Raw genomic sequence first — 18,894 nt, 5'->3', positions numbered from 1 at the left:
AGAATCTCCTATTCGGATTTCGGTTGTCTGAGTTCAAGCGCCTGGAGCTTCGGTACTTTTTCAGGCGACAGCGAGAACCATACATCAATTGCACCCTTGTCGCCCATGACCTGGAAGGTGCAGCGAAGTTGATTTTCAGGCACGATGGCGCCAATCGACTGGATCTTGCCGATCCCGGCCATTTTCTCGGCGATCAACTGCTGCCAGTCCTCCCGCGAGCGGTCGAGGAAGAAGTTCTCGGCCGCGATGGACTCCGCCAGTTGGGCGTCCCACGCCTGAAGCAGCCGCAGGACCTGTTCCTTGCGCTCCGCCAGCACACGCGACGGCGGAATGGCGCGAGGCGGGAGCTTGCCTTTCTCGATCAGCAGGTTCAGCGCCTTGATAGTCGGCGTGTACACAGGGCCGTAGCGCAGATTGCTGAAGGCGATCACGCCCACGCCATGATCCGGTGCGAAGCGGTACTGGCTGCCGTAGCCGGGCAAGCCGCCGGCGTGGCCGACGATCAGCACATTGTGCGCATCGCGCGTCCAGTGCAAGCCGTAGCCGTAGAAGCCCACCTTCGGATTGGACGATTCGCCGTCGACCGTGGTGGCATTGGGCTGGTATGCCGTGAACGTGGATGGCTGCTGCATCTCGCGCACGGAGGCACGGCGCACCGGCCCGGTTTCGGCATCGCTGCGGGCCGGCCAGGCATTGAGCAGGAAGGCGACGTAGCGCGAGAAATCGTCCATGGTGGTGATCAGGCCGCCCATGGCCGCACCGTCACCGTCATGCAGGATAGGTTCGGGCGCCCAGGCGCCGTGCACCCATTGATAGCCGCGCGCCAGCTGGGCCGAAGGCACGGCGCTGTATTCCCAGACCGTATTGCGCATGCCCAGCGGCTGCAGGATGTGGCGCGTCACATAGTCCTGGTAGCGCATGCCGGAGACCTTGCTGACGATCTTGCCGACCAGGATGTAACCGAGATTGCTGTATTCATAGCCGTTGCCGGGCATCGTGGAGAAGGACAGCCCGCCACGCAGGAGACGCTCAATTTCAGCGTTGGACCGCGCCATCTGGCGGTCGCCCCAGGGATTATCTTCGGGCAGGCCGGTGCTCATGGTCAGAAGCTGGCGTATGGTGATCGGCGGCGAATCGGCGGTCGGCAAGGCGACGCCCTTCAGCTCCGGCAGGTAGCGCACGGCCGGATCGTCGAGCCGCAGCTTGCCTTCGTCGCGCAGCTTCAGCAGCGCCATGGCGACGAAACTCTTGGTCATGGAAGCGATGCGGAAGCGCGTCGCCGGCGTGACCGGCGTTTTCGCTTCCACGTCCGCCTGGCCGATAGCCTGCACGTGCAACAGGCGGCCGTCCATCACGATGCCGTAGACCAGGCCCGGGATGTGCTCCTTCGCGGCCAGGTCCTTGTACATCGCATCGATTTCAGGCAGCAGGGCCTGCACGCGCTCCTGGCGGGCGGCGTCGGCGAAAACAGGTACGGCGTAATCGGCGGCGAATGCGCCCGAAGGCGCAAGCGCCGCAAAGAGCAGGGCGGCGCAGGCTTGCAGCAGGGGACGGCGCATTAGCACTCCAGGGAAATGTTGAAGTGCAAACAATATACGCACCGTCCCCGCATGGCAAGCATGCGCTCTGGCGGCGGCCGCCCGTCAGGCGACGGCGCTGAGGTTCGGATCCGCCGCTGCCAGCGTGGCGCTGCGGCTGGCCAGCGGCGGATAGATCCATTCCGTGTTGATGCGGCGCTTCAGGGCCTTGGCTTCACCAGGCGGCAGCTTGACCTGGCGGTCCCACCCCTCGGAATACATGGCGCCCCATGGACCCAAATCCAGGCAAGTCACGTAGAAGGGCTGCTTGTAGGGCAGGGTGGCCACGCCCAGCAGGTCCGCCGCGACGTTATGGCCGGCATAACGGCCCATATCGATCGCGTGCTGGCAGGCCATCATGGCGTGATTGCCCAGGTCGTCGGTCGCTGCGAAAGCCACATCGCCGGCGGCGAAGACATCCTCCGCTCCTTGCACGCGCAGGTCGCGGGCCACCTTCAGGCGGCCTACGCCATCCTTCGCCGACGGCAGCTGTTCCGTCAGCGCGTTGGCGCGCACGCCGCCGGTCCAGACCACGGTGTGGGCATTGATACGCTTGCCGGAAGTGGTAACCAGTCCGTTCTCATCGACGGTGGCGACGCCTACGCCGAGGAAGCGCTCCACACCCAGAGCGTCCAGCGCTTCGGTGATGACCGGGCGCGGGCCAGGGCCCAGATCCGGTCCGATCACTTCATTGCGCTCCACGATCACAACGCGTACCGGGGCTTCGTCGCCGAGCACGCGGCGCAGGCGCGAAGGCATCTCGCATGCCACTTCGATGCCGGTGAAGCCGCCGCCGACGACTACCACGGTATTGCGAGCTGGGCTAGCGGGACGGTCAGCCAGCCGCTGCAGGTGCAAATCCAGTTCGGCTGCTTCGTCCAGTTGGTCTACGCTGAAAGTGTAGTCGCGCACGCCCGGCAGATCGGGACGATGCAGCTTGCTGCCGGTGCCGAGTACCAGGCGGTCGTACTCAATGGTGAACGGCTCGCCATCGGCATCGACAGCATCCACCATGCGTTGTTCGGCGCGGATGCGGGTCACCGCGCCCTGCACATAGCGCACGCCGGCCGCTTCCAGCACGGGTACCAGCGGTGTGCTCATCTCGTGCGGCTTGGCTTCGTGCAGGCGAGGGCGCAGGTGCAGGGTCGGCTCGGGGGAAATCAGGGTCACGTCAACGATTTCGGTTTTGCCATGCTGGTCCAGCAAACGCGCTGCGCCCAGTGCGCTCCACATGCCGGCGAAGCCACCGCCGATAATCAGAATCTTCTGTTTCATTGTTACTCCTTCAAGTCGGTTTTTTTAAACTACGACATGCGCAGTCGGTGTTTACTCTAATACGCAAACTCCGACACCGCAAGTCTTGTCAGGCTTCGGAAATGCGACTATCATGAAACGGCGACTAGTTTTGGCGGAGTTTTAGAAAAATGGCTCATATCAGCAGTGCGAGTGAATATGTCCTGCATTGCCTGCTCTATCTGGCGGGCGGCAAGGCGGGCGTGCGCGAGGCGAGCGTGAAGGACCTGGCGGAATTGCAGGGCGTGCCCGTTGAGTACCTGGCAAAGTTGTTCACCAAGTTGAACAAGGCAGGCATCGTTGTCGCCACCGAAGGGGTGAAGGGCGGCTTCTCGCTGGCGCGTCCGGCGGACAGCATCACCGTGCTGGATGTGGTGGATGCAGTGGAGGGCGATAAGGCGTTGTTCGACTGCAAGGAAATCCGCGCCCGCTGCGCCATCTTCGGCGACGATCCACCCGCCTATGCGACGGACGGGACCTGCACCATCCACGCCGTAATGCTGGATGCGGAGCGGCGCATGCGGGAAGCGCTGGCGCAGCATACGATTGCCAGCCTGGCCGCCCGCACGCTAAGAAAGCTGCCGGCTGAATACGGACCGCAGATCGTGCACTGGCTGGATGAGCGCGTTGGCAGCAGGCGCGGCGGCAGGCCGCCGGCGAAATAAGGCTGGGCAGCTGCGTGCACGCGGGCGCGCACAACGGGTGGAGCGATTGATTGTCCTGTACAAGCGAGAAAGAGTGGCTGGCATCCGACAAGTGCTCACAATTTGTGCAACAGTGGCTATCAAAATGCGCTACTGTGGAAGTACATAAGAATCGCACTCGGCCACCTGCCCGCGGGCTGAGCAATGCAGGGATGCGAAGGGCAGTGGAGAGGCCATGCAGGATCGCATTGCAGCCGAGTTGCTGCGAGTGTTTCCGGGCAACACGGAAATGGCCCGGCGTATGCGTCAGATCGACTGGTCGCAGACCAGCATGGGCCCCGTAAGCGAGTGGCCTGAGAACCTGCGCCTGGCGCTTGGCATTTGCCTCACGTCCCGCTTCCCCATGCACCTGTGGTGGGGACCAGATCTCACTCTCTTCTATAACGACGCCTATATTTCCTTCCTGGGGCCGAGCAAGCACCCAGCCATGCTGGGCCGCTCAGGCTGCGAAGCCTGGGCCGAAGTCTGGGACACCATTGGCCCCATGATCAACAAAGTGCGCAGCGCTGGCGAGGCCAGCTGGTCGGAGGACACGCTGATGTTCTTCGACCGACAGTTACCGCAGGAAGAGGTGTATGTGACCTTTTCGGTTAGTCCGGTGCTGGGCGAGGATGGCACGATTGACGGGTTGTACTGCACGTGCAGCGAAGTCACCGGAAAAATCGTTGGCGCGCGCCGGCTGGACACCTTGCGCCAGCTCGGCCTGCTCGCTGAAGAGCATAACGCTGAGGAAGCGTGCCGGCTGGCGATGTCGGTCATCTCCCGCAACCCTTGGGATATTCCCTGTGCGGCGCTGTATCTGCTGGACGAAGACGGCCATTCTGCGCGGCTGACTGCCAGCACGGGACTGGAATGAGGGCTTGAATCCCCTGTTCAGGGGGCTGGCAGACGCGATGGAGAAGGACCAGCCCTGGCAGGGCGAACATGTCTATCATGTCGGCGGCACAACACGCTGGCTGCGCAGCACGGCGGCGCGTGCCGGCGAACGCATTGCCCTGTGCTGTACAGACATCACCACGCACCATGAAGACGATGTGGCGATGCGGCTGAGCGAGGCCCGTCAGAGCTTCCTGCTTGCACTGAGCGACAATCTACGCCCCTTGTCCTGCCCGCGCCGCATCATGGATGTAGCCTGCGAAGCCGTGGGCCGGCAGCTGAAGGTAGCGGCGGTTGGCTATGCCGAAATGCAGGCCGATGGCGAAACCTTGCTCGATGGCGGCGGCTATGGCGATGGCCGCCTGCCATCCCTGCACGGCATTGCCTGCCGGCTGTCCGAATTTTCACCGGGCTTCCGCCGCGCCCTGCAGGATGGGCGCGCGCGCTTCGTGGCCGATTTGCGCCGTGCGCCGATCGAGCGGGCCGGCAGGGCGGGCGGCATCTATGGACGCGGCGTGCGCGCCACCGCCGTCGCGCCCCTGATCAAGGATGGGCGTCTTGTCGCCTGCCTCTACGCCGCAGACGCGGCGCCGCGCAACTGGACAAGCCAGGACCGCAACCTGTTGCGCGAGATTGCGGACCGTACCTGGTCCGCGGTGGAACGCGCCCGGGCCGAGGAAGCGCTGGGCGTGGAACTGAGGAATATGGGCCGGCTGCATGAAATGAGCACGCGCATGGTCAAGGCCAAGGATTTGCATGGCCTGCTGCATGAAGTGCTGGACGCCACCATCGAACTGCACGGGGCCTTCGCCGGCAATATCCAGCTGTACGACCCGGATAACGGCACGCTGCACCTGGCAGCCGCACGCGGTTTCGATCCTGATTTCCTGTACCGCTACAAGGCCGTGCGCGCCGGCGACGGCACGCCCTGCGGCCTGGCGCTGTCCAGTGTGCAGCGCGTGATCGTGGAGGACGTCGAGCGGGAACCGGGCTGCATCACCATGCGTGGCGAGGCGCGCCGCGCCGGCTTCCGCGCCGTGCAGGCCACGCCGCTTATTTCGCACGGCGGCAAGGTGCTGGGCATGCTGTCCACCCACTTCCGCAACAAGCGGCGCTTTACCGAACGCGAACTGCGCATGACCGACCTGTATGCCCGCCACGCGGCGGACGCCATCGGCGCCCATCTGCGCGAACAGATGCGGATGCGGAACAGCGAAGTGCTGGAAAGCCGCGTCGCTGAACGCACGCAGGAGTTGCAGCGCGCGCTCGACGCGCTCAACCGGGAAGTCCTGGAACGCAAGCAGGCCGAGGACCGCCTGCGCCAGAGCGAGAAGCTGAAGGCGATCGGCCAGCTGACCGGCGGTATTGCCCATGATTTCAACAATATGCTGCAGACGATCAGCGCCGGCCTGAATCTGGTGCGCCTGCGCATTCAGCAGGGAAAACTAAGCGAAATTGAAGGCTATCTGCGGCGTGCGGAGAAAGGTACGCAGCGCGCGGCGGCCCTGACGCACCGCCTGCTGGCCTTCAGCCGCCAGCAGACCCTGGAACCCAAATGCGTCAGCCTGGGCCGCGTGGCGCGCGAGATGGAGGACATGATCCGCCGTGCGGTCGGTCCTTCCGTGCAGGTGGAAATGCAGATGGGCGAGGGCAAATGGCTGGTGATGTGCGACCCGAACCAGATGGAGAGCGCGCTGCTGAACCTGTGCGTGAATGCGCGCGATGCGATGCCGGATGGCGGCTGGCTGACCATCAGCACCGAGGAAATGGAATTGAGCACCGAGCAGGCGGCCCGCTACGAGGGCGCGGCGCCGGGGCGCTATGCGACGATTGCGGTGTCCGACACTGGCTTCGGCATGACGCCGGACGTGCTGGTGCATGTATTCGAACCCTTCTTTACCACCAAGCCCCTGGGCAAAGGTACGGGCCTGGGCCTGAGTCAGATCTACGGTTTCGTGCGGCAGTCCGGCGGCTTCGTGCAGATCGAGTCGGTGACGGAGAAGGGCACGACAGTGCGGATTTGCCTGCCCTACAATGCCAGCGACCCGGAATTCGACATCCCGGTGGGCCCGGACAAAGGCCAGACCCTGTTGCTGGTCGAAGACGAGCAGGATGTACGCGAGATGACAGGTGAGCAATTGCGAGAAATGGGCTATCGGGTGCTCGAAGCGGAGAGCGGCGCTGCGGCGCTGCGGCTGATGAAGTCCGGCCCGCATGTTGATCTGCTGATAACGGATATCGGCCTGCCGGGCGGAATGGACGGCAACCAGGTGGTGGGCGCGTTGCGCGAACTGATGCCGGTGCTGCCTGTGATCATGATCAGCGGCTATGCAGCCGGCCCCACCGCGCCGGACGCGGAATTGCTGCGCAAACCCTTCCTCGTAACGGAGCTGGCGGAGCGGGTCAGGGCGAAGCTTGAGGCAAGGCACCCCTGAGGTACAATGCTGCCTTTCGAGCATCCGACCATAATAATAGTGCAAAGCCGCCAACTCTACTTCCGACTTATCAAGGAATTCAAGCCCTATGGCTGGGTCGTCTTCGCCACTTTGCTGGCGGTGGGCGTGGCGTCGCTGACGGACGTGCTGCTGATCCGGCAGTTGCAGAATGTGATCGATGCCATGGGTGGCGAACGCCTGGGCGGCACGGCCTTTCACGCCAGCGGCATGCTGGGCGTGGTCAAGGGCTGGGCGGACAGCGTGCTGCCAACCAATTCAGGCGACGCCATGCTGTGGGCGATTCCTTCCCTGATCCTGTTGCTGGCCTTCATGCGCATGATCAGCAGCTTCTTCGGCGACTATGGTTCCACCTGGCTCACGCAGCGCGTGCAGGCCAACCTGCGCGAAAAGATGTTCGGCCGTATCCTGCGCCTGCCCAACCGCTACTTCGACCAGTCCTCCACGGGTACGACCCTGTCGCGCGTATCCTTTGACGCGACCCAGGTGGCGCAGGCAGGCCTGAATGTGGTCAATGTGGCCGTGCGCGACTCGGTGGCGGTGGTTGGCTATCTGATTTCCATGCTCACGACGGACTGGCAGCTGGCGGCGTTCTGCCTTGGCCTGTTTCCGCTGGTGGCGCTGGTCGTGATCTTCGCCGGACGCCGCATGCGCCGCCTGAGCGAAAGCGCGCAGGACGCCATGGGCGAACTGACCCGCGTGCTGGACGAAAGCATCGGCGGCCAGCGCGTGGTGAAGATCTTCGGCGGCCAGCAATACGAGCAGAATCGCTTCGATGCCGTGGTCAAGCTGAATCGCCAGCTGGCCGTCAAGCATGCATCGACCGCGGCGATGAATTCGGGCGTGATCATGCTGCTGGTGGGCGCCACGCTGTCGGCCGTGATTTACTTTGCCCTGCTGCGGGCGCGGGCCGGTGCGCTGTCGGCGGGCGACTTCGTGACCTTCATGGGATCTCTGCTGGCCATGCAGTCGCCAATCAAGAATCTGACCAAGATCAATGAACCGCTGCAGAAAGGCCTGGCCGCTGCCAAGTCCGTGTTCGGCCTGATCGATGCGCCGATCGAGCCGGACACCGGCACCCGCGCGCTGGAACGCGCCCAGGGCCGCATCGAGCTGCAGGAAGTGGGTTTCCGCTATAACGTGGATGATCCCGATGCCGCGCCCGCGCTGCGGTCCGTGTCGCTGGACATCGCGGCCGGCGAAACCGTGGCGCTGGTGGGCGGCTCGGGCAGCGGCAAGACGACGCTGGCCAGCCTGCTGCCGCGCTTCTACGACGTGGCCTCCGGCCGCATCCTGCTCGATGGCGTGGACTTGCGCGACTACCGCCTGCCGGACCTGCGCAGCCAGATCGCGCTGGTGAGCCAGGATGTGGTGCTGTTCAACGATACGCTGTCGGCCAATATCGCTTACGGCGATCCTTCACCGGACCAGTCGCGCATCGAGGCGGCGGCGCGCGCAGCTTATGCGCACGAGTTCATTGCGCGCCAGCCGCAGGGCTACGAAACGGAGGTTGGCGAGAATGGCTTGCGCCTGTCCGGCGGCCAGCGTCAACGCCTGGCGATTGCACGCGCGCTGTACAAGGATGCGCCTATCCTGATACTGGATGAGGCGACCAGCGCGCTCGATACCGAGTCCGAGCGCCAGGTGCAGGCGGCGCTCGAGAAGCTGATGCAGGGCCGCACGACGGTGGTCATTGCTCACCGCTTGTCCACCATCGAGAACGCCGACCGCATCGTGGTGATGGCGTCCGGCAGCATCGCCGAGATGGGCAGCCACGACGATTTGCTGGAGAAGGGCGGCATTTACGCGCGCCTGTACCAGACGCAGAAGCAGCTCGCTCACTGACTTAAGAGATAGGCCGCCATATCCCTTGCATCCCGCTCCGGCACGCCCAGCTGGGGCATGGCCGTTGCCGGGTCCACTTCATGCGGCTTCGTGATCCATCGGACCAGGTTTTCTTCGCCCATGGGCAGGGTGCCGGCGATGAAGCGGCGTTTGGCGAGGTCTTTCAGGGGCGGGCCGACATGCGTGTCCGGCCCAGTGACGCCGGGGATGAGGTGGCAGGCCTGGCAGGCCCATTGCGTCAACGCCAGCTTGCCGCGCGTCGCGTTGGCCTGTCCGCCGTCGCGCCCAGCCTGCCCCGCGCCATCGCCACCCACCGCGCCACCCGGGTCGGCCGCGCGGTATTCATCCGGCGTCATATGCGGCAAGCGCTCGAGGAACGCGACAATCGCCCACATCTCCTGCTCGCTCAGGTGAAACCCCCACGCCGGCATCCCGCTCATTTTGATCCCATGCCGGATTACCCAATACAGCTCCTTCGCCTCGAAGCGGCGCGATGCATCGACCAGGGGCCCAGGCACCGGCTGCATGGACAGACCGATTATCCCCTGCGCCACGCCCGGCCCGCCATGGCACTGCTGGCAATGCGCCTTATACGAAGCCGCGCCCATCACAGCATCCCGCCCTGGTGGCGCAACGATGTCGCGCGCATGAAAGCGCACCGACTGGTGCATGCCGCGCTCCAGCAAGGTGTGAACGAACTGGAAATGCTGGCGCGTCGCGCCCGCGTCATACCAGCCCGCTTCGAGCACAGCCCAGCCGCCCAGCCCCGCCAGGAGCGCGGCCGCGATAAGACCCAGCAGTAAGCGGAAGAGGGTGCGCACTGTTGAAGAAAAGGCCATGATGTCTTTCTTGTATTATAGGTACTCACCCGGCTACAGCAGGGACGATACGTGCAGGCAAGCTCACTTCACCGTCGTTTTCGCGGGGCCGCGCGGCGCTGCGCGGTGGGGGCGGTCGCGCTCCTCGCATCGTTGGCGCTCGGCGCCTGCCATTCGGAGAAGCCGTCCAGGCCGAAGGTTGCCGGCGATGCGGCAAAGGGCAAGCTGCTGCTGGCGCGCTTCCAGTGCGGTTCCTGCCATCGTATTCCCGGCGTTGAAGGCGCCGCCGGTACGGCCGGTCCGCCGCTGACCGATATCGCCAGCCGCAGCTACCTGGGGGGACATCTGCCGAATGATCCGGATGTGATGGTGCGCTGGATCGTCAATCCGCGTGCGCTGCTTCCCGGCACAACCATGCCGGCCATGGGCGTCTCGCCGGATGACGCGCGCCATATGGCGGCTTACCTGTACACGCTGAAATGAAGCCCGCCCTGCAATCCGTCTTCGCCCCTGGCGGGCCTGACGCGCAATTGCTGACTCAACTCAGCTGGATACTCGTCGCCGGTGCGTCACTCATCTTCATCATCGTCATGGCAGTCGTTGCCGCCGCCGTGCGTCACAGCCGCCGTGAGCGCCGCCGGCGCGGCCACACCGGCGTCGCGTCCCGATCCGCTGCCGCGATCCGCGCCGCACGCGTGCGCCTTCTGCTGGCCGGCGTCGCCGCGCCCCGGTGTGATACTGCTTGTCTTGCTGGCTTTTTCGACCTTGCGCGCCAGCCAGATCGCTACGCCATCTTCGCTTGCACCGCTGCGCATCACCGTGAAGGCGCATATGTGGTGGTGGGAGGCGCGCTACTACGACGCCTCGACCGGGCGCGAAGCAGTCGTCGCTAACGAGCTGCACATCCCCACCGGCGTGCCGGTCTACCTTGCCCTGACCAGCGCGGACGTGATTCACACCTTCTGGCTGCCTTCGCTGTCCGGCAAAGTCGACATGCTGCCGGAACGCCTGCACGGCCTGACCCTGCGCGCCGACCGCGCCGGCGACTACCGCGGACAATGCGCGGAATTTTGCGGCGCCCAGCACGCCAATATGGCATTGCGCCTCACAGCGCAGCCCCCGTCCGACTTCGCCAACTGGTTCGCCAGGCAGTCCAGGCCCGCCGCTGCGCCGCCCTCCGCCTCCGCGCGCATCGCTCAGGGACAGCGGTCGTTCGTGGCAGCGCGGTGCGTATCGTGTCACGCCGTGCGCGGCCTGCATGAGCAGCCAGCGCCGGACGCGCCCAAAGCACCCGACCTGACGCACGTCGGCTCACGATCGACCATCGCTGCAGGCGCGCTGCCGATGAACAAGGGCACGCTGGCCGCCTGGATCGCCGATCCGCAGGCAATCAAGCCCGGCGCACGGATGCCCGGCGCCACGGTCAGCGCGGAACAGGTGAGCGCCATCGCGGAATGGCTGGAGTCATTGAAATGACGCCGAATGACCTGCCGCGACCATCAGGTGAGTTCGATTCGCTGGAAGCGGTGTGGCGCCGCCCGCGTGGACTGAAGGTGCTCACGGCCGTGAACAATACGATGATCGGTCGACTGTATATCTGCGACTTCGCTGATCTTCTTTATCCTGGCCGGCATCCTGGGACTCCTGATCCGCGCCCAGTTGGCAATCCCGAACAACACGCTGCTCAGCGCGGAAACCTACAACCAGGTGTTCACGATGCACGGCACCGTCATGATGTTCCTGTTTGCGATTCCCGTGGTGGAGGCCTTCGGTGTGTTCCTGTTGCCGGGAATGCTGGGTGCGCGCGACCTGCCTTTCCCGCGCCTGTCCGCTTATGCTTTCTGGGCCTATGCGATAGGCGGCCTGGCCTTCTTCTGCACGCTCTTCTTCGGACTGGCGCCGGACGGCGGCTGGTTCATGTACCCGCCGTTGACAAATAAAGTCTGGTCGCCCGGCCTTTGCGCGGACTTCTGGCTGCTGGGCATAGGCTTCATCGAGATCAGCGCCATTGCCGGCGCGGTGGAGCTGATCATCGGCATCCTGTTCACCCGCGCGCCCGGAATGACGCTAGGCCGGATGCCGATCTTTGCCTGGGCCATGCTGGTGGTGGGCTTCATGATTGTCTTTGCCTTCCCGGCCGTGATCGCAGGCACCGCCTTGCTGGAACTGGAGCGTGCCTACGACTGGCCTTTCTTTGCCCCCGAACGCGGCGGCGACCCGGTGCTGTGGCAGCACCTCTTCTGGTTCTTCGGCCACCCGGAGGTCTACATCATCTTCCTGCCGGCGGCAGGCATGGTGTCGATGATGCTGGCGGCGCTGTGCGGCGTGAAGCTGGTGGGACGGCGTGAGGTGATCTGGTCGCTGGGGCTCGTCGGCACGCTGAGTTTCGCGTTGTGGGCGCATCATATGTTTACCGCCGGCCTGGGGCTGCTGGAGACGACGCTGGTGTCGGCGGCCAGCATGGCGATCGCCATTCCCACGGCCGTCCAGGTATTCGCCTGGATCGGCACGCTGTGGCGCGGCAAGGTGAAGTTCAACACGCCGACCCTGTTCATCCTCGGTTTTCTCTTCATCTTCGTGCTGGGCGGCCTGACAGGCGTGATGGTCGCTGTGCTGCCGTTCAACTGGCAGGCGCACGATTCCTATTTCATCGTCGCGCACTTCCATTATGTGCTGATCGGCGGGCTGGTATTCCCGATGTTTGCGGCGATGTATTACTGGATGCCATTGATGGACGGGCACCGGATGTCCGAGGGGATAGGGACTTGGGCGTTCGGATTGATGTTCGTGGGCTTTAACGTGGCGTTTTTCCCATGCATATCGCCGGGCTGCTCGGCATGCCGCGCCGGGTGTATACCTGGCAGGGTGGCCTGGGCTGGGATGTGCCGAACATGCTTTCCAGCGCCGGCGCGGCTGTGCTGGCCTGCGGCGTGGCGCTGACGATGTTCGATCTGCTGCGGACTTTGCGCAAGCCGCAGCGCGAGCATGGCAATCCCTGGTCGGCCGGCACCCTGGAGTGGCTGCCGCAGGATGAGTATGCGACACGCAGTATTCCCCATGTGTCCAGCGAGGAGCCGCTGTGGGAGCAGCCGGGCCTGGGCGACGAGGTCGAAGCCGGCCAGCACTGGCTTCCCGGCACCTTGACCGGGGGCCGCGAGACCCTGATCACCAGCCGCCTGCACGCTGTGCCGCAGTATCTGCTGGTGCTCCCTGGCGATAGCTGGTTGCCATTCCTCGCCGCGGTGGGGACAGCCGGGTTCTTCCTGCTGTTGACCGTGCATCTGGTGGCTGCGGCCTGGATCTTTGGCATCGGCGCAGTGGCGTCCGTGCTGTTCTGGGTCTGGCAGCGGCATCCTGGCGCGGACTTGCCGCTCACGGTAAAGGTGGGGGCGCGGCTGGCGCTGCCGGTTGGGGCGGTAGGAAGGGCGTCGCACTCGTGGTGGGCGACGGCGGTCCTGCTTGTGGTGGATGTTTCGATATTCCTGTCGTTCGCGTTTGCGTTTGTTCACGCCGCCATGCGGCTGGCTGTATGCCCGCCGCCAGGTGCGTCACTGCCGTCCGGCGCCGCCCTGGCGCTGCCCGGCGCGCTGCTTGCCGCCAGCTCGCTCCTCTTCGCCTGGCCTTCGCGGGCCGGGCGAGGCTGGCTGGTGGCACGGGTGGTGGCGGCAGTGGGATGCCTGGTCGTGGGGACGGTGATGGCGGGCGCCGTGTATTGGATCGCGGGGCTGGATCCCAGGAAGGACGCGTGGAGCGCCGGCATTGGCGCCTTGCTTGCCTATCAGGGCCTGCACCTTGTCGCATTGACCGTCGTGGGAGCCTACCTGGCGACGCGGATACTAAAGTACAAGCCCTGGCGGGCCGAGTGGGATAACACGGCGCTGTTCTGGCACGGCGCCGTGCTGCAGGGGATCGCAGGGGCGCTGCTGCCCCTGCTCATATAGCTCAGAAGGAGTAGACCAGCGTCACGGACGTCTGCGTATCGGTATTTTTCTTGTCGACCGGGACGGAAGAATCGTTACGGGCGCTGAAGGCGGCCTTCATCTGCATCGTGCTGTTGATCTTCGTGCTGAGCGAAGTCTCGGACACCGAGTGCACGTTGCCCGCGCCGCTCTCCATGCTCACGACCTGGGCGAAAAGAGGCCGTCGGGCTGATCTTCCAGCGCATGGACGCGGCACCGCGCACCGTCAGGCCGCTTTCTTCATCGCCATTGGCGCGCACCCGGTTGATATAGCCAGGGCCAAGCTCCACGTCCAGCGTCTTGCTGGGAGACTCATACCAGCGCGTCGAATGACCGACGCCGACGGCGGAATAGCGGGTGAAGGCGCCGAACTGGTCGTCGACATGGGAACCGAGCACGAACAGCTTTTCCTGGTCGTCCACCAGTTTGTAGGCTGCTTTCGCGGAAACCGAGAAGCGCTCGGCGGACTTTTTGCTGCGCCACTGGTCGCCGTCCTTGAAGCGGTCTTCCTTGAAGAAGCCGGTGGCAATGTACTCATTGCTCCAGTCCTCGAGTTCCTGGCGCGCATCGATTTTGCCGGTGATGGTGGTACCAGTCGTATTACCGCTGGTATTGATCGCACCAAGTTCGGCGGAAGTGTGCCAACCATGGTTTTCTTCGACTGTGTCTGCGGCGCTCACGCCGCCGTGTGCCATGGCGAGCGCCAGAGCGAAGGCTGGGAGGTATTTCATAAAGGGCATTCTCCGGGGGCCTGTGGGCCGTTGATACTTTCGGGAACCGGCATTGTACCTCAGGAGGATGCAGGCCTACACACCATTCGTGAGCCGCGAATTTCCCAGCTGGCGTAGGATTTGCACATCATGAAATTCGACGACTCCGCAAGCAATGGCGTAGCCGCAGCGCGCGAGGCAGGCCTGCGTTATGTAACCGACAGTTCCCGCGGCTACCGCCGGGTCCCGAATGGCGACGGCTTCCGCTTTGTGGATGCCGATGGCACTCCAGTGAAGGACGAAGCGGTACTTGCCCGTATCCGCTCCCTCGTCATCCCGCCGGCGTGGACGGACGTCTGGATCTGCGCTCACGCCAATGGCCACCTGCAGGCGACGGGCCGCGACGCGCGCGGCCGCAAGCAGTACCGCTACCACCCGCGCTGGCGCACGGTGCGGGATGAAGCCAAGTACGGCCGCATGGCCAGCTTCGGCGCCGCGCTGCCGGCGATCCGGCAGGCAGTTGACGAGGCACTAAGCCTGCCGGGACTGCCGCGCGAGAAGGCGCTGGCGACGGTGGTGTATCTGCTGGAGGCGACGCTGATGCGGATCGGGAACGAGGAATATGCGCGGGAGAACAAGTCCTTCGGCCTGACGACCTTGCGCAACCGGCACGTGCGCATCGCGGGCAGCGCCGTTGAATTCAGGTTTCGTGGCAAGAGTGGCATCAATCATGCGGTGCGCATCCGCGAGCGGCGGCTGGCGCGGATCATCCAGCGCATGCGCGATTTGCCGGGGCAGGACCTGTTCCAGTATGTGGACGAGCAGGGCGAGGTGCACGCCATCGGCTCGGCCGACGTGAACGACTACCTGCGCTCCATCAGCGGCGAGGATTACACGGCGAAGGATTTCCGCACCTGGGCGGGGACGGTACTGGCGGCGCTGGCCTTGCGCGAGGCCGCGGAGTTTTCTTCGGAGGCTGAAGCCAAGCGCAATATCGTGCGGGCGATCGAGGGTGTGGCGGAGCGCCTGGGGAATACGCCGGCGGTCTGCCGCAAGTGCTACGTGCATCCGGGGGTGATCGATGCCTATCTCGGCGGCGTGGTGGTGTGCGAGGAAGGGCCGTGCGAGGCCACGGCGCCGGCCGAGGGGCTCGACCCGGATGAACGGGCCGTGCTGGCGCTGCTGCAGGGGCGCTCTAGGGTTCGACCGAGTGCGCGCGCTTCAGGCAGCGCAGCACGAAGGTCGAGCGGCTATGGCGCAGGCCGGGCAGCTTGTACAGTTTCCGCCGCAGGAATTCCTCATAGCCGGCCGTGCCGGCGACGGCGACCTTGATCAGGTAGTCATATTCACCCGTCAGCAGATACGCCTCCATGACTTCCGGCAGCAGGGCCAGGGCGCGGCCGAATTTCTCCAGCATGGCATCGTCGTGGCGCTCCAGCGTGACTTCGATGATCACCGTATCCGGCAGGCCAAGCGCTTCCTGGTTCAATAATGCCGTGTAGCCTTCGATAACACCGCCTTCTTCCAGCGCGCGGACGCGGTTCCAGCACGGCGTTGTCGAGAGGCCGACTTTTTCGGCCAGCTTGGTATTGCTAAGCCGTCCATCACGGCGCAGTTCGCGCAGGATGCGGCGGTCAATTTCGTCCAGTTGTTCCATGATTTTGCGGCGGAGAGGATGATCAATCCCGCAATTCTACCGTAGGAAGAAGAATATTCTGCAGCGGTCGCGATTGGCAGCAATATTCGGATGCCTATTCCGGACCCGGCAGCCTATCATTCTCCCATGGAGACTTCTTTCAAAATGCGCGTTGAAGCGGCCAGCGCCACCGCCGCGCTGGAATCGGCGCTCGCGATCATCCGCCGCGGCGGCGTGCAACTGCGCGGCGTCGAAATGGCGCCGGGCGTGCACGGGATGAATATGGAACTGAAGGTTAAGGCGGAAGGCGAGGAGGGCGAGGATGCCCTCGTGCTCTGCCGCATGCGGCTTTGCAACGTGATTGGCATCCTCAAGATACGCGAAGTGCCGCGTATCAGCCGTCAGCGTTGATGGCCGTGCCGCCGGTTGCGGGCGACGCACTGGCCTTTATCTTTTCGGCCGCCTTCTTGCCGGCCAGGAAAGCGTGGTCGGAATTGTAGTACTCCCACTCGCTGTAGCGGCCGGCCAGGATGATGTCGTGCTGCTCGGCCCAGTTGCGCACCGCGGCCACATTGTCCGCACGCTGGTGATCATAGACCACGTAGGCATAAGGCATGTCGACGATGGACGCGGTCACCACTTCGTCATCCGGCTTGATGAAGCCCACCTTGACGCAATCGGCGACACAGCGCGCGATCAGGTCATCGCCATCGACCGGCAGCGGCTTCCACGGCGAGTACGAAATCTCGCAGGTGAAGCCGAAGCCGCCCGGCGCATTGCATTCGCCGCTGGCATTACCCTGGACGAAAATGCGGTGGAAAATCGTGTCTTCCGGGTAGTAGATCCAGTGCTTGTCCGTAATGCGTTCGCGGTTCACGCCAATGTTCACGCAGCGGATGGAGATGTGCTTCAGCCCACGTGCGGCGGCCTGCACCTCCTCCGGCGCCTCGTCGCCGCACAGGCGCACCAGCTCGGGCAACGGCATAGTGGACACGAGCTGGTCGTAGCGGTAGCGGCGGCCGTCGTCCAGCGCAATCACGTGTTCCTGCGGCAGGATCTGGACCACGTCCGCCTTCAGTTCCACCTTGCCGCGGATGTGGGGCAGGAAGCCGTTCATCAGCGCCTGGAAACCGCCCTTGATCGGGTAGCCGAAGCGCGCGTTGGGCCCCATCGGCTTGGCAACTGGCTGCAGGGCGCCGTCCACGATTTCGGCGAGATCGGGCAGCGGCACACGGCCGCCCAGCCAGGATGTCTCCATTTCGGTCAACGGCACCGTCCACAGCTTGCGGTTGTAGGGAATGGCGAAGTGCCTGGCGATGCCCTTGCCCCAGACCTTGTAGATGAATTCCTCGAAATTGCGCGGCTTACCCGGCGCCGCCAGGCTACTGGCGTTGGCCGCGTCGGCGGTGCCGTCGGCGCAGCAGTCTTCCACGCCCTGGTTGGCGCAGGTCGCGGCTTCCGTGCCGTAGCGCGCCTCGATCGCACCCATGATGCACTCACGGATGGTATCCGGCGGCAGGCCGTAGAGCGCGCCCTGGAAGGGGTAGCGTGTGTAGACCTCCTTGCTGTACACCCAAGCTTCGCGCAACTGCCAGTGCTGGTTATCGCCCAGCAGCACGTCGTAGAGTTTCAGTACATAGGGGTCGTTGGAGAACATGATGTGACCGGCGTGGTCGAAGGTGAAACCCTTGTCCTGGATCGAGCGGCACCAGCCGCCCACGGTCGCATTCTTGTCCAGCAGGAGCGTATCCGGGCCAAGGTGATAAGCGGCCGACAGTCCGGTGGGACCGGCGCCGATGATGGCGGTATGCACCTGCGTGCTGGACTGGCGTAGCGCCACCGTGCCCTCGTTGGCGGCGCCTTCCGGTGTCGTCAGGCGCGCGGCGCGGCGGCCCGGCTGGGTGCCATCGATCAGCAGGCGCATGCGCGCGGCCGTGGATTCCCACGAAGTGCCGGCGACAATCTTGCGCATCTGTTCCGCCATGTGCTCGTTCTGCTGCGGTGTTTGCGACAGGGCGATTTCGCAGGCGTGCACGAATTCCTGCGGCGTGTGGGCGATGGCCACAATATCGCCATAGGGCTTGACCACATCCGTGATCGGCGTGCTGACGATGGGCAGTTCGGCCGCCATGTATTCCAGCACCTTGGTCGGGCTGATGAAGCGGGTGGCTTCGTTCAGCGCAAACGGCATCAGGCACACATCCCAGCCGGCCAGGAAGTGCGGCAGGTCCTGGTAGGAACGCTGGCCGAGGTAATGGATGTTGGGACGATGCGGCAGGGCAGCCGGATCGATTTTCACGATCGGGCCGACCATCACCAGTTGCCACTCGGGATGGGCGTCCGCCATTTCGCTCAACATGGCCGGGTCGAAGCGTTCATCGATCACGCCATAGAAGCCCAGGCGAGGGTGCGGCAGGCTGCTCTGGTCCGGATGGTCGTCCGCCCGGTCGAGGGCCTTGGAAAAGTGTTCGGCATCCACGCTGCTTGGGAAGCAGTGCGTGTTGGGGTGGCGCGTGCGTTTTGCCTCATACAGGCTGGGGCCGCCGGTGAATACAAGGTCGGCGATATTCAGCAGGGCCGTTTCGCGCTGCAGCAGCTGGCGCGGGGGATTCTTGAAGGCGGACAGCTCGTCCATGCAGTCGTACACGACGAGGCCGGGATGGAGCTGTGACAGCAAAGGCAGCGCCATCGGCGTGTAGAACCACACGATCGGATTTTCGTTTTCAGGTACGATCCCCGCCAGCAGCGGCTGCAGGAGCGGAATCTGATCGTCGTGGAATCCGGTGGCATGGCACGGCGTGTGCGGCTGATAGACGGTGATGTTTTCCGCGGGATGCGAAATCTTGAGGCACGGCGTGCCCTCCTGCTGTACAGGTTCCTCCACAAAGACAATCTTGTAGTGCTTGGCGAGGCGCGTCAGCAGGTGCTGTGGTCTTTGAAAGACAAAGTCCCAGCGTAAATGACAAAACACGATAATGGTTGACATGTAATCTCCCTTGCCCTTGTCGGGTCATGATTGGTTA

The 18,894-nt window shown here is 64.3% G+C and carries 16 protein-coding genes and 2 pseudogenes; 10 read left to right on the top strand and 8 right to left on the bottom strand.

The genetic code is table 11. The features are described 5' to 3' along the window. Nucleotides 1-8 precede the first annotated feature (8 nt). Both ACHMW6_RS17015 and ACHMW6_RS17010 read right to left on the bottom strand, forming a co-directional pair. Nucleotides 9-1,559: a serine hydrolase domain-containing protein gene (locus ACHMW6_RS17015; protein ID WP_395408247.1), complete on the bottom strand. Its 1,551-nt coding sequence runs from the start codon at nt 1,557-1,559 to the stop codon at nt 9-11. 84 nt (nt 1,560-1,643) lie between these two features. Beyond that, nucleotides 1,644-2,852: an NAD(P)/FAD-dependent oxidoreductase gene (locus ACHMW6_RS17010; RefSeq protein WP_395408246.1), complete on the bottom strand. Its 1,209-nt coding sequence runs from the start codon at nt 2,850-2,852 to the stop codon at nt 1,644-1,646. 149 nt (nt 2,853-3,001) lie between these two features. On the opposite strand from ACHMW6_RS17010, the gene ACHMW6_RS17005 reads away from it, so the two are divergent. From ACHMW6_RS17005 to msbA, 4 genes are all read left to right on the top strand, one after another. Next, entirely contained in the window at nt 3,002-3,535 is a 534-nt protein-coding gene (locus ACHMW6_RS17005) for an RrF2 family transcriptional regulator (RefSeq protein ID WP_395408245.1), read from the top strand. Nucleotides 3,536-3,749: 214 nt separating this feature from the next. Continuing rightward, nucleotides 3,750-4,430: a hypothetical protein gene (locus ACHMW6_RS17000; RefSeq protein WP_395408244.1), complete on the top strand. Its 681-nt coding sequence runs from the start codon at nt 3,750-3,752 to the stop codon at nt 4,428-4,430. A gap of 4 nt (nt 4,431-4,434) precedes the next feature. After that, on the top strand, nt 4,435-6,885 hold the full coding sequence (locus ACHMW6_RS16995; protein ID WP_395408243.1) for a GAF domain-containing protein: 2,451 nt from the start codon (nt 4,435-4,437) through the stop codon (nt 6,883-6,885). A 39-nt stretch (nt 6,886-6,924) separates the two neighbouring features. Next, on the top strand, nt 6,925-8,748 hold the full coding sequence (gene msbA / locus ACHMW6_RS16990) for a lipid A export permease/ATP-binding protein MsbA (protein ID WP_395408242.1): 1,824 nt from the start codon (nt 6,925-6,927) through the stop codon (nt 8,746-8,748). Here msbA and ACHMW6_RS16985 read toward each other — a convergent pair. After that, nucleotides 8,742-9,587: a c-type cytochrome gene (locus tag ACHMW6_RS16985; protein WP_395408241.1), complete on the bottom strand. Its 846-nt coding sequence runs from the start codon at nt 9,585-9,587 to the stop codon at nt 8,742-8,744. The two genes, msbA and ACHMW6_RS16985, sit on opposite strands and share 7 nt — an antisense overlap. Nucleotides 9,588-9,692: 105 nt before the next feature. Between ACHMW6_RS16985 and ACHMW6_RS16980 the strand changes: the two genes are divergently transcribed. After that, nucleotides 9,693-10,049: a c-type cytochrome gene (locus tag ACHMW6_RS16980; protein WP_395408240.1), complete on the top strand. Its 357-nt coding sequence runs from the start codon at nt 9,693-9,695 to the stop codon at nt 10,047-10,049. Nucleotides 10,050-10,135: 86 nt separating this feature from the next. Here ACHMW6_RS16980 and ACHMW6_RS16975 read toward each other — a convergent pair whose 3' ends face one another. Next, a complete protein-coding gene (locus tag ACHMW6_RS16975; protein ID WP_395408238.1) occupies nt 10,136-10,381 on the bottom strand; it encodes a hypothetical protein in 246 nt (81 codons plus the stop codon). 4 nt (nt 10,382-10,385) lie between these two features. On the opposite strand from ACHMW6_RS16975, the gene ACHMW6_RS16970 reads away from it, so the two are divergent. From ACHMW6_RS16970 to ACHMW6_RS16960, 3 genes are all read left to right on the top strand, one after another. Beyond that, complete coding sequence (locus ACHMW6_RS16970) at nt 10,386-11,042, top strand: c-type cytochrome (protein ID WP_395408237.1); 657 nt, start codon at nt 10,386-10,388, stop codon at nt 11,040-11,042. Nucleotides 11,043-11,225: 183 nt separating this feature from the next. Then, a complete protein-coding gene (locus tag ACHMW6_RS16965) occupies nt 11,226-12,506 on the top strand; it encodes a cbb3-type cytochrome c oxidase subunit I (RefSeq protein ID WP_395408236.1) in 1,281 nt (426 codons plus the stop codon). Further along, the gene (locus ACHMW6_RS16960; protein ID WP_395408235.1) at nt 12,458-13,507 is read left to right on the top strand and encodes a hypothetical protein; all 1,050 of its coding nucleotides are present in this window, start codon (nt 12,458-12,460) and stop codon (nt 13,505-13,507) included. Before ACHMW6_RS16965 ends, ACHMW6_RS16960 begins: the two co-directional genes overlap by 49 nt. Before the next feature lies 1 nt (nt 13,508). Here the strand turns inward: ACHMW6_RS16960 and ACHMW6_RS16955 are convergent, their stop codons facing one another. After that, on the bottom strand, nt 13,509-13,682 hold the full coding sequence (locus ACHMW6_RS16955; RefSeq protein ID WP_395408234.1) for a DUF481 domain-containing protein: 174 nt from the start codon (nt 13,680-13,682) through the stop codon (nt 13,509-13,511). Between the two features lie 79 nt (nt 13,683-13,761). Then, nucleotides 13,762-14,220, bottom strand: a pseudogene (locus ACHMW6_RS16950) (DUF481 domain-containing protein); the annotation flags it as partial. A gap of 165 nt (nt 14,221-14,385) precedes the next feature. Here ACHMW6_RS16950 and ACHMW6_RS16945 point away from each other — a divergent pair. Beyond that, nucleotides 14,386-15,429, top strand: a pseudogene (locus ACHMW6_RS16945) (DNA topoisomerase IB); the annotation flags it as partial. A 1-nt stretch (nt 15,430) separates the two neighbouring features. Here ACHMW6_RS16945 and ACHMW6_RS16940 read toward each other — a convergent pair. Further along, nucleotides 15,431-15,892 carry an Lrp/AsnC family transcriptional regulator gene (locus ACHMW6_RS16940; RefSeq protein ID WP_395408233.1) on the bottom strand — a complete coding sequence of 154 codons (462 nt, stop codon included), beginning with the start codon at nt 15,890-15,892 and terminating at the stop codon, nt 15,431-15,433. Between the two features lie 144 nt (nt 15,893-16,036). Between ACHMW6_RS16940 and ACHMW6_RS16935 the strand changes: the two genes are divergently transcribed. Next, nucleotides 16,037-16,282, top strand: coding sequence for a hypothetical protein (locus ACHMW6_RS16935; RefSeq protein ID WP_395408232.1), 246 nt, complete (start codon nt 16,037-16,039; stop codon nt 16,280-16,282). On the opposite strand, the gene ACHMW6_RS16930 is transcribed toward ACHMW6_RS16935, so the two are convergent. Then, the gene (locus tag ACHMW6_RS16930) at nt 16,266-18,857 is read right to left on the bottom strand and encodes an NAD(P)-binding protein (protein WP_395408231.1); all 2,592 of its coding nucleotides are present in this window, start codon (nt 18,855-18,857) and stop codon (nt 16,266-16,268) included. The genes ACHMW6_RS16935 and ACHMW6_RS16930 overlap by 17 nt on opposite strands. Between the last annotated feature and the right edge of the window lie 37 nt (nt 18,858-18,894).

The organism is Pseudoduganella sp. UC29_106, assembly GCF_044055365.1.
In the GTDB taxonomy this organism is placed as follows: domain Bacteria; phylum Pseudomonadota; class Gammaproteobacteria; order Burkholderiales; family Burkholderiaceae_D; genus Rugamonas.
Note: the sequence above shows the minus strand (reverse complement) of the source record. Positions and strands in the feature narration are given on the sequence as shown.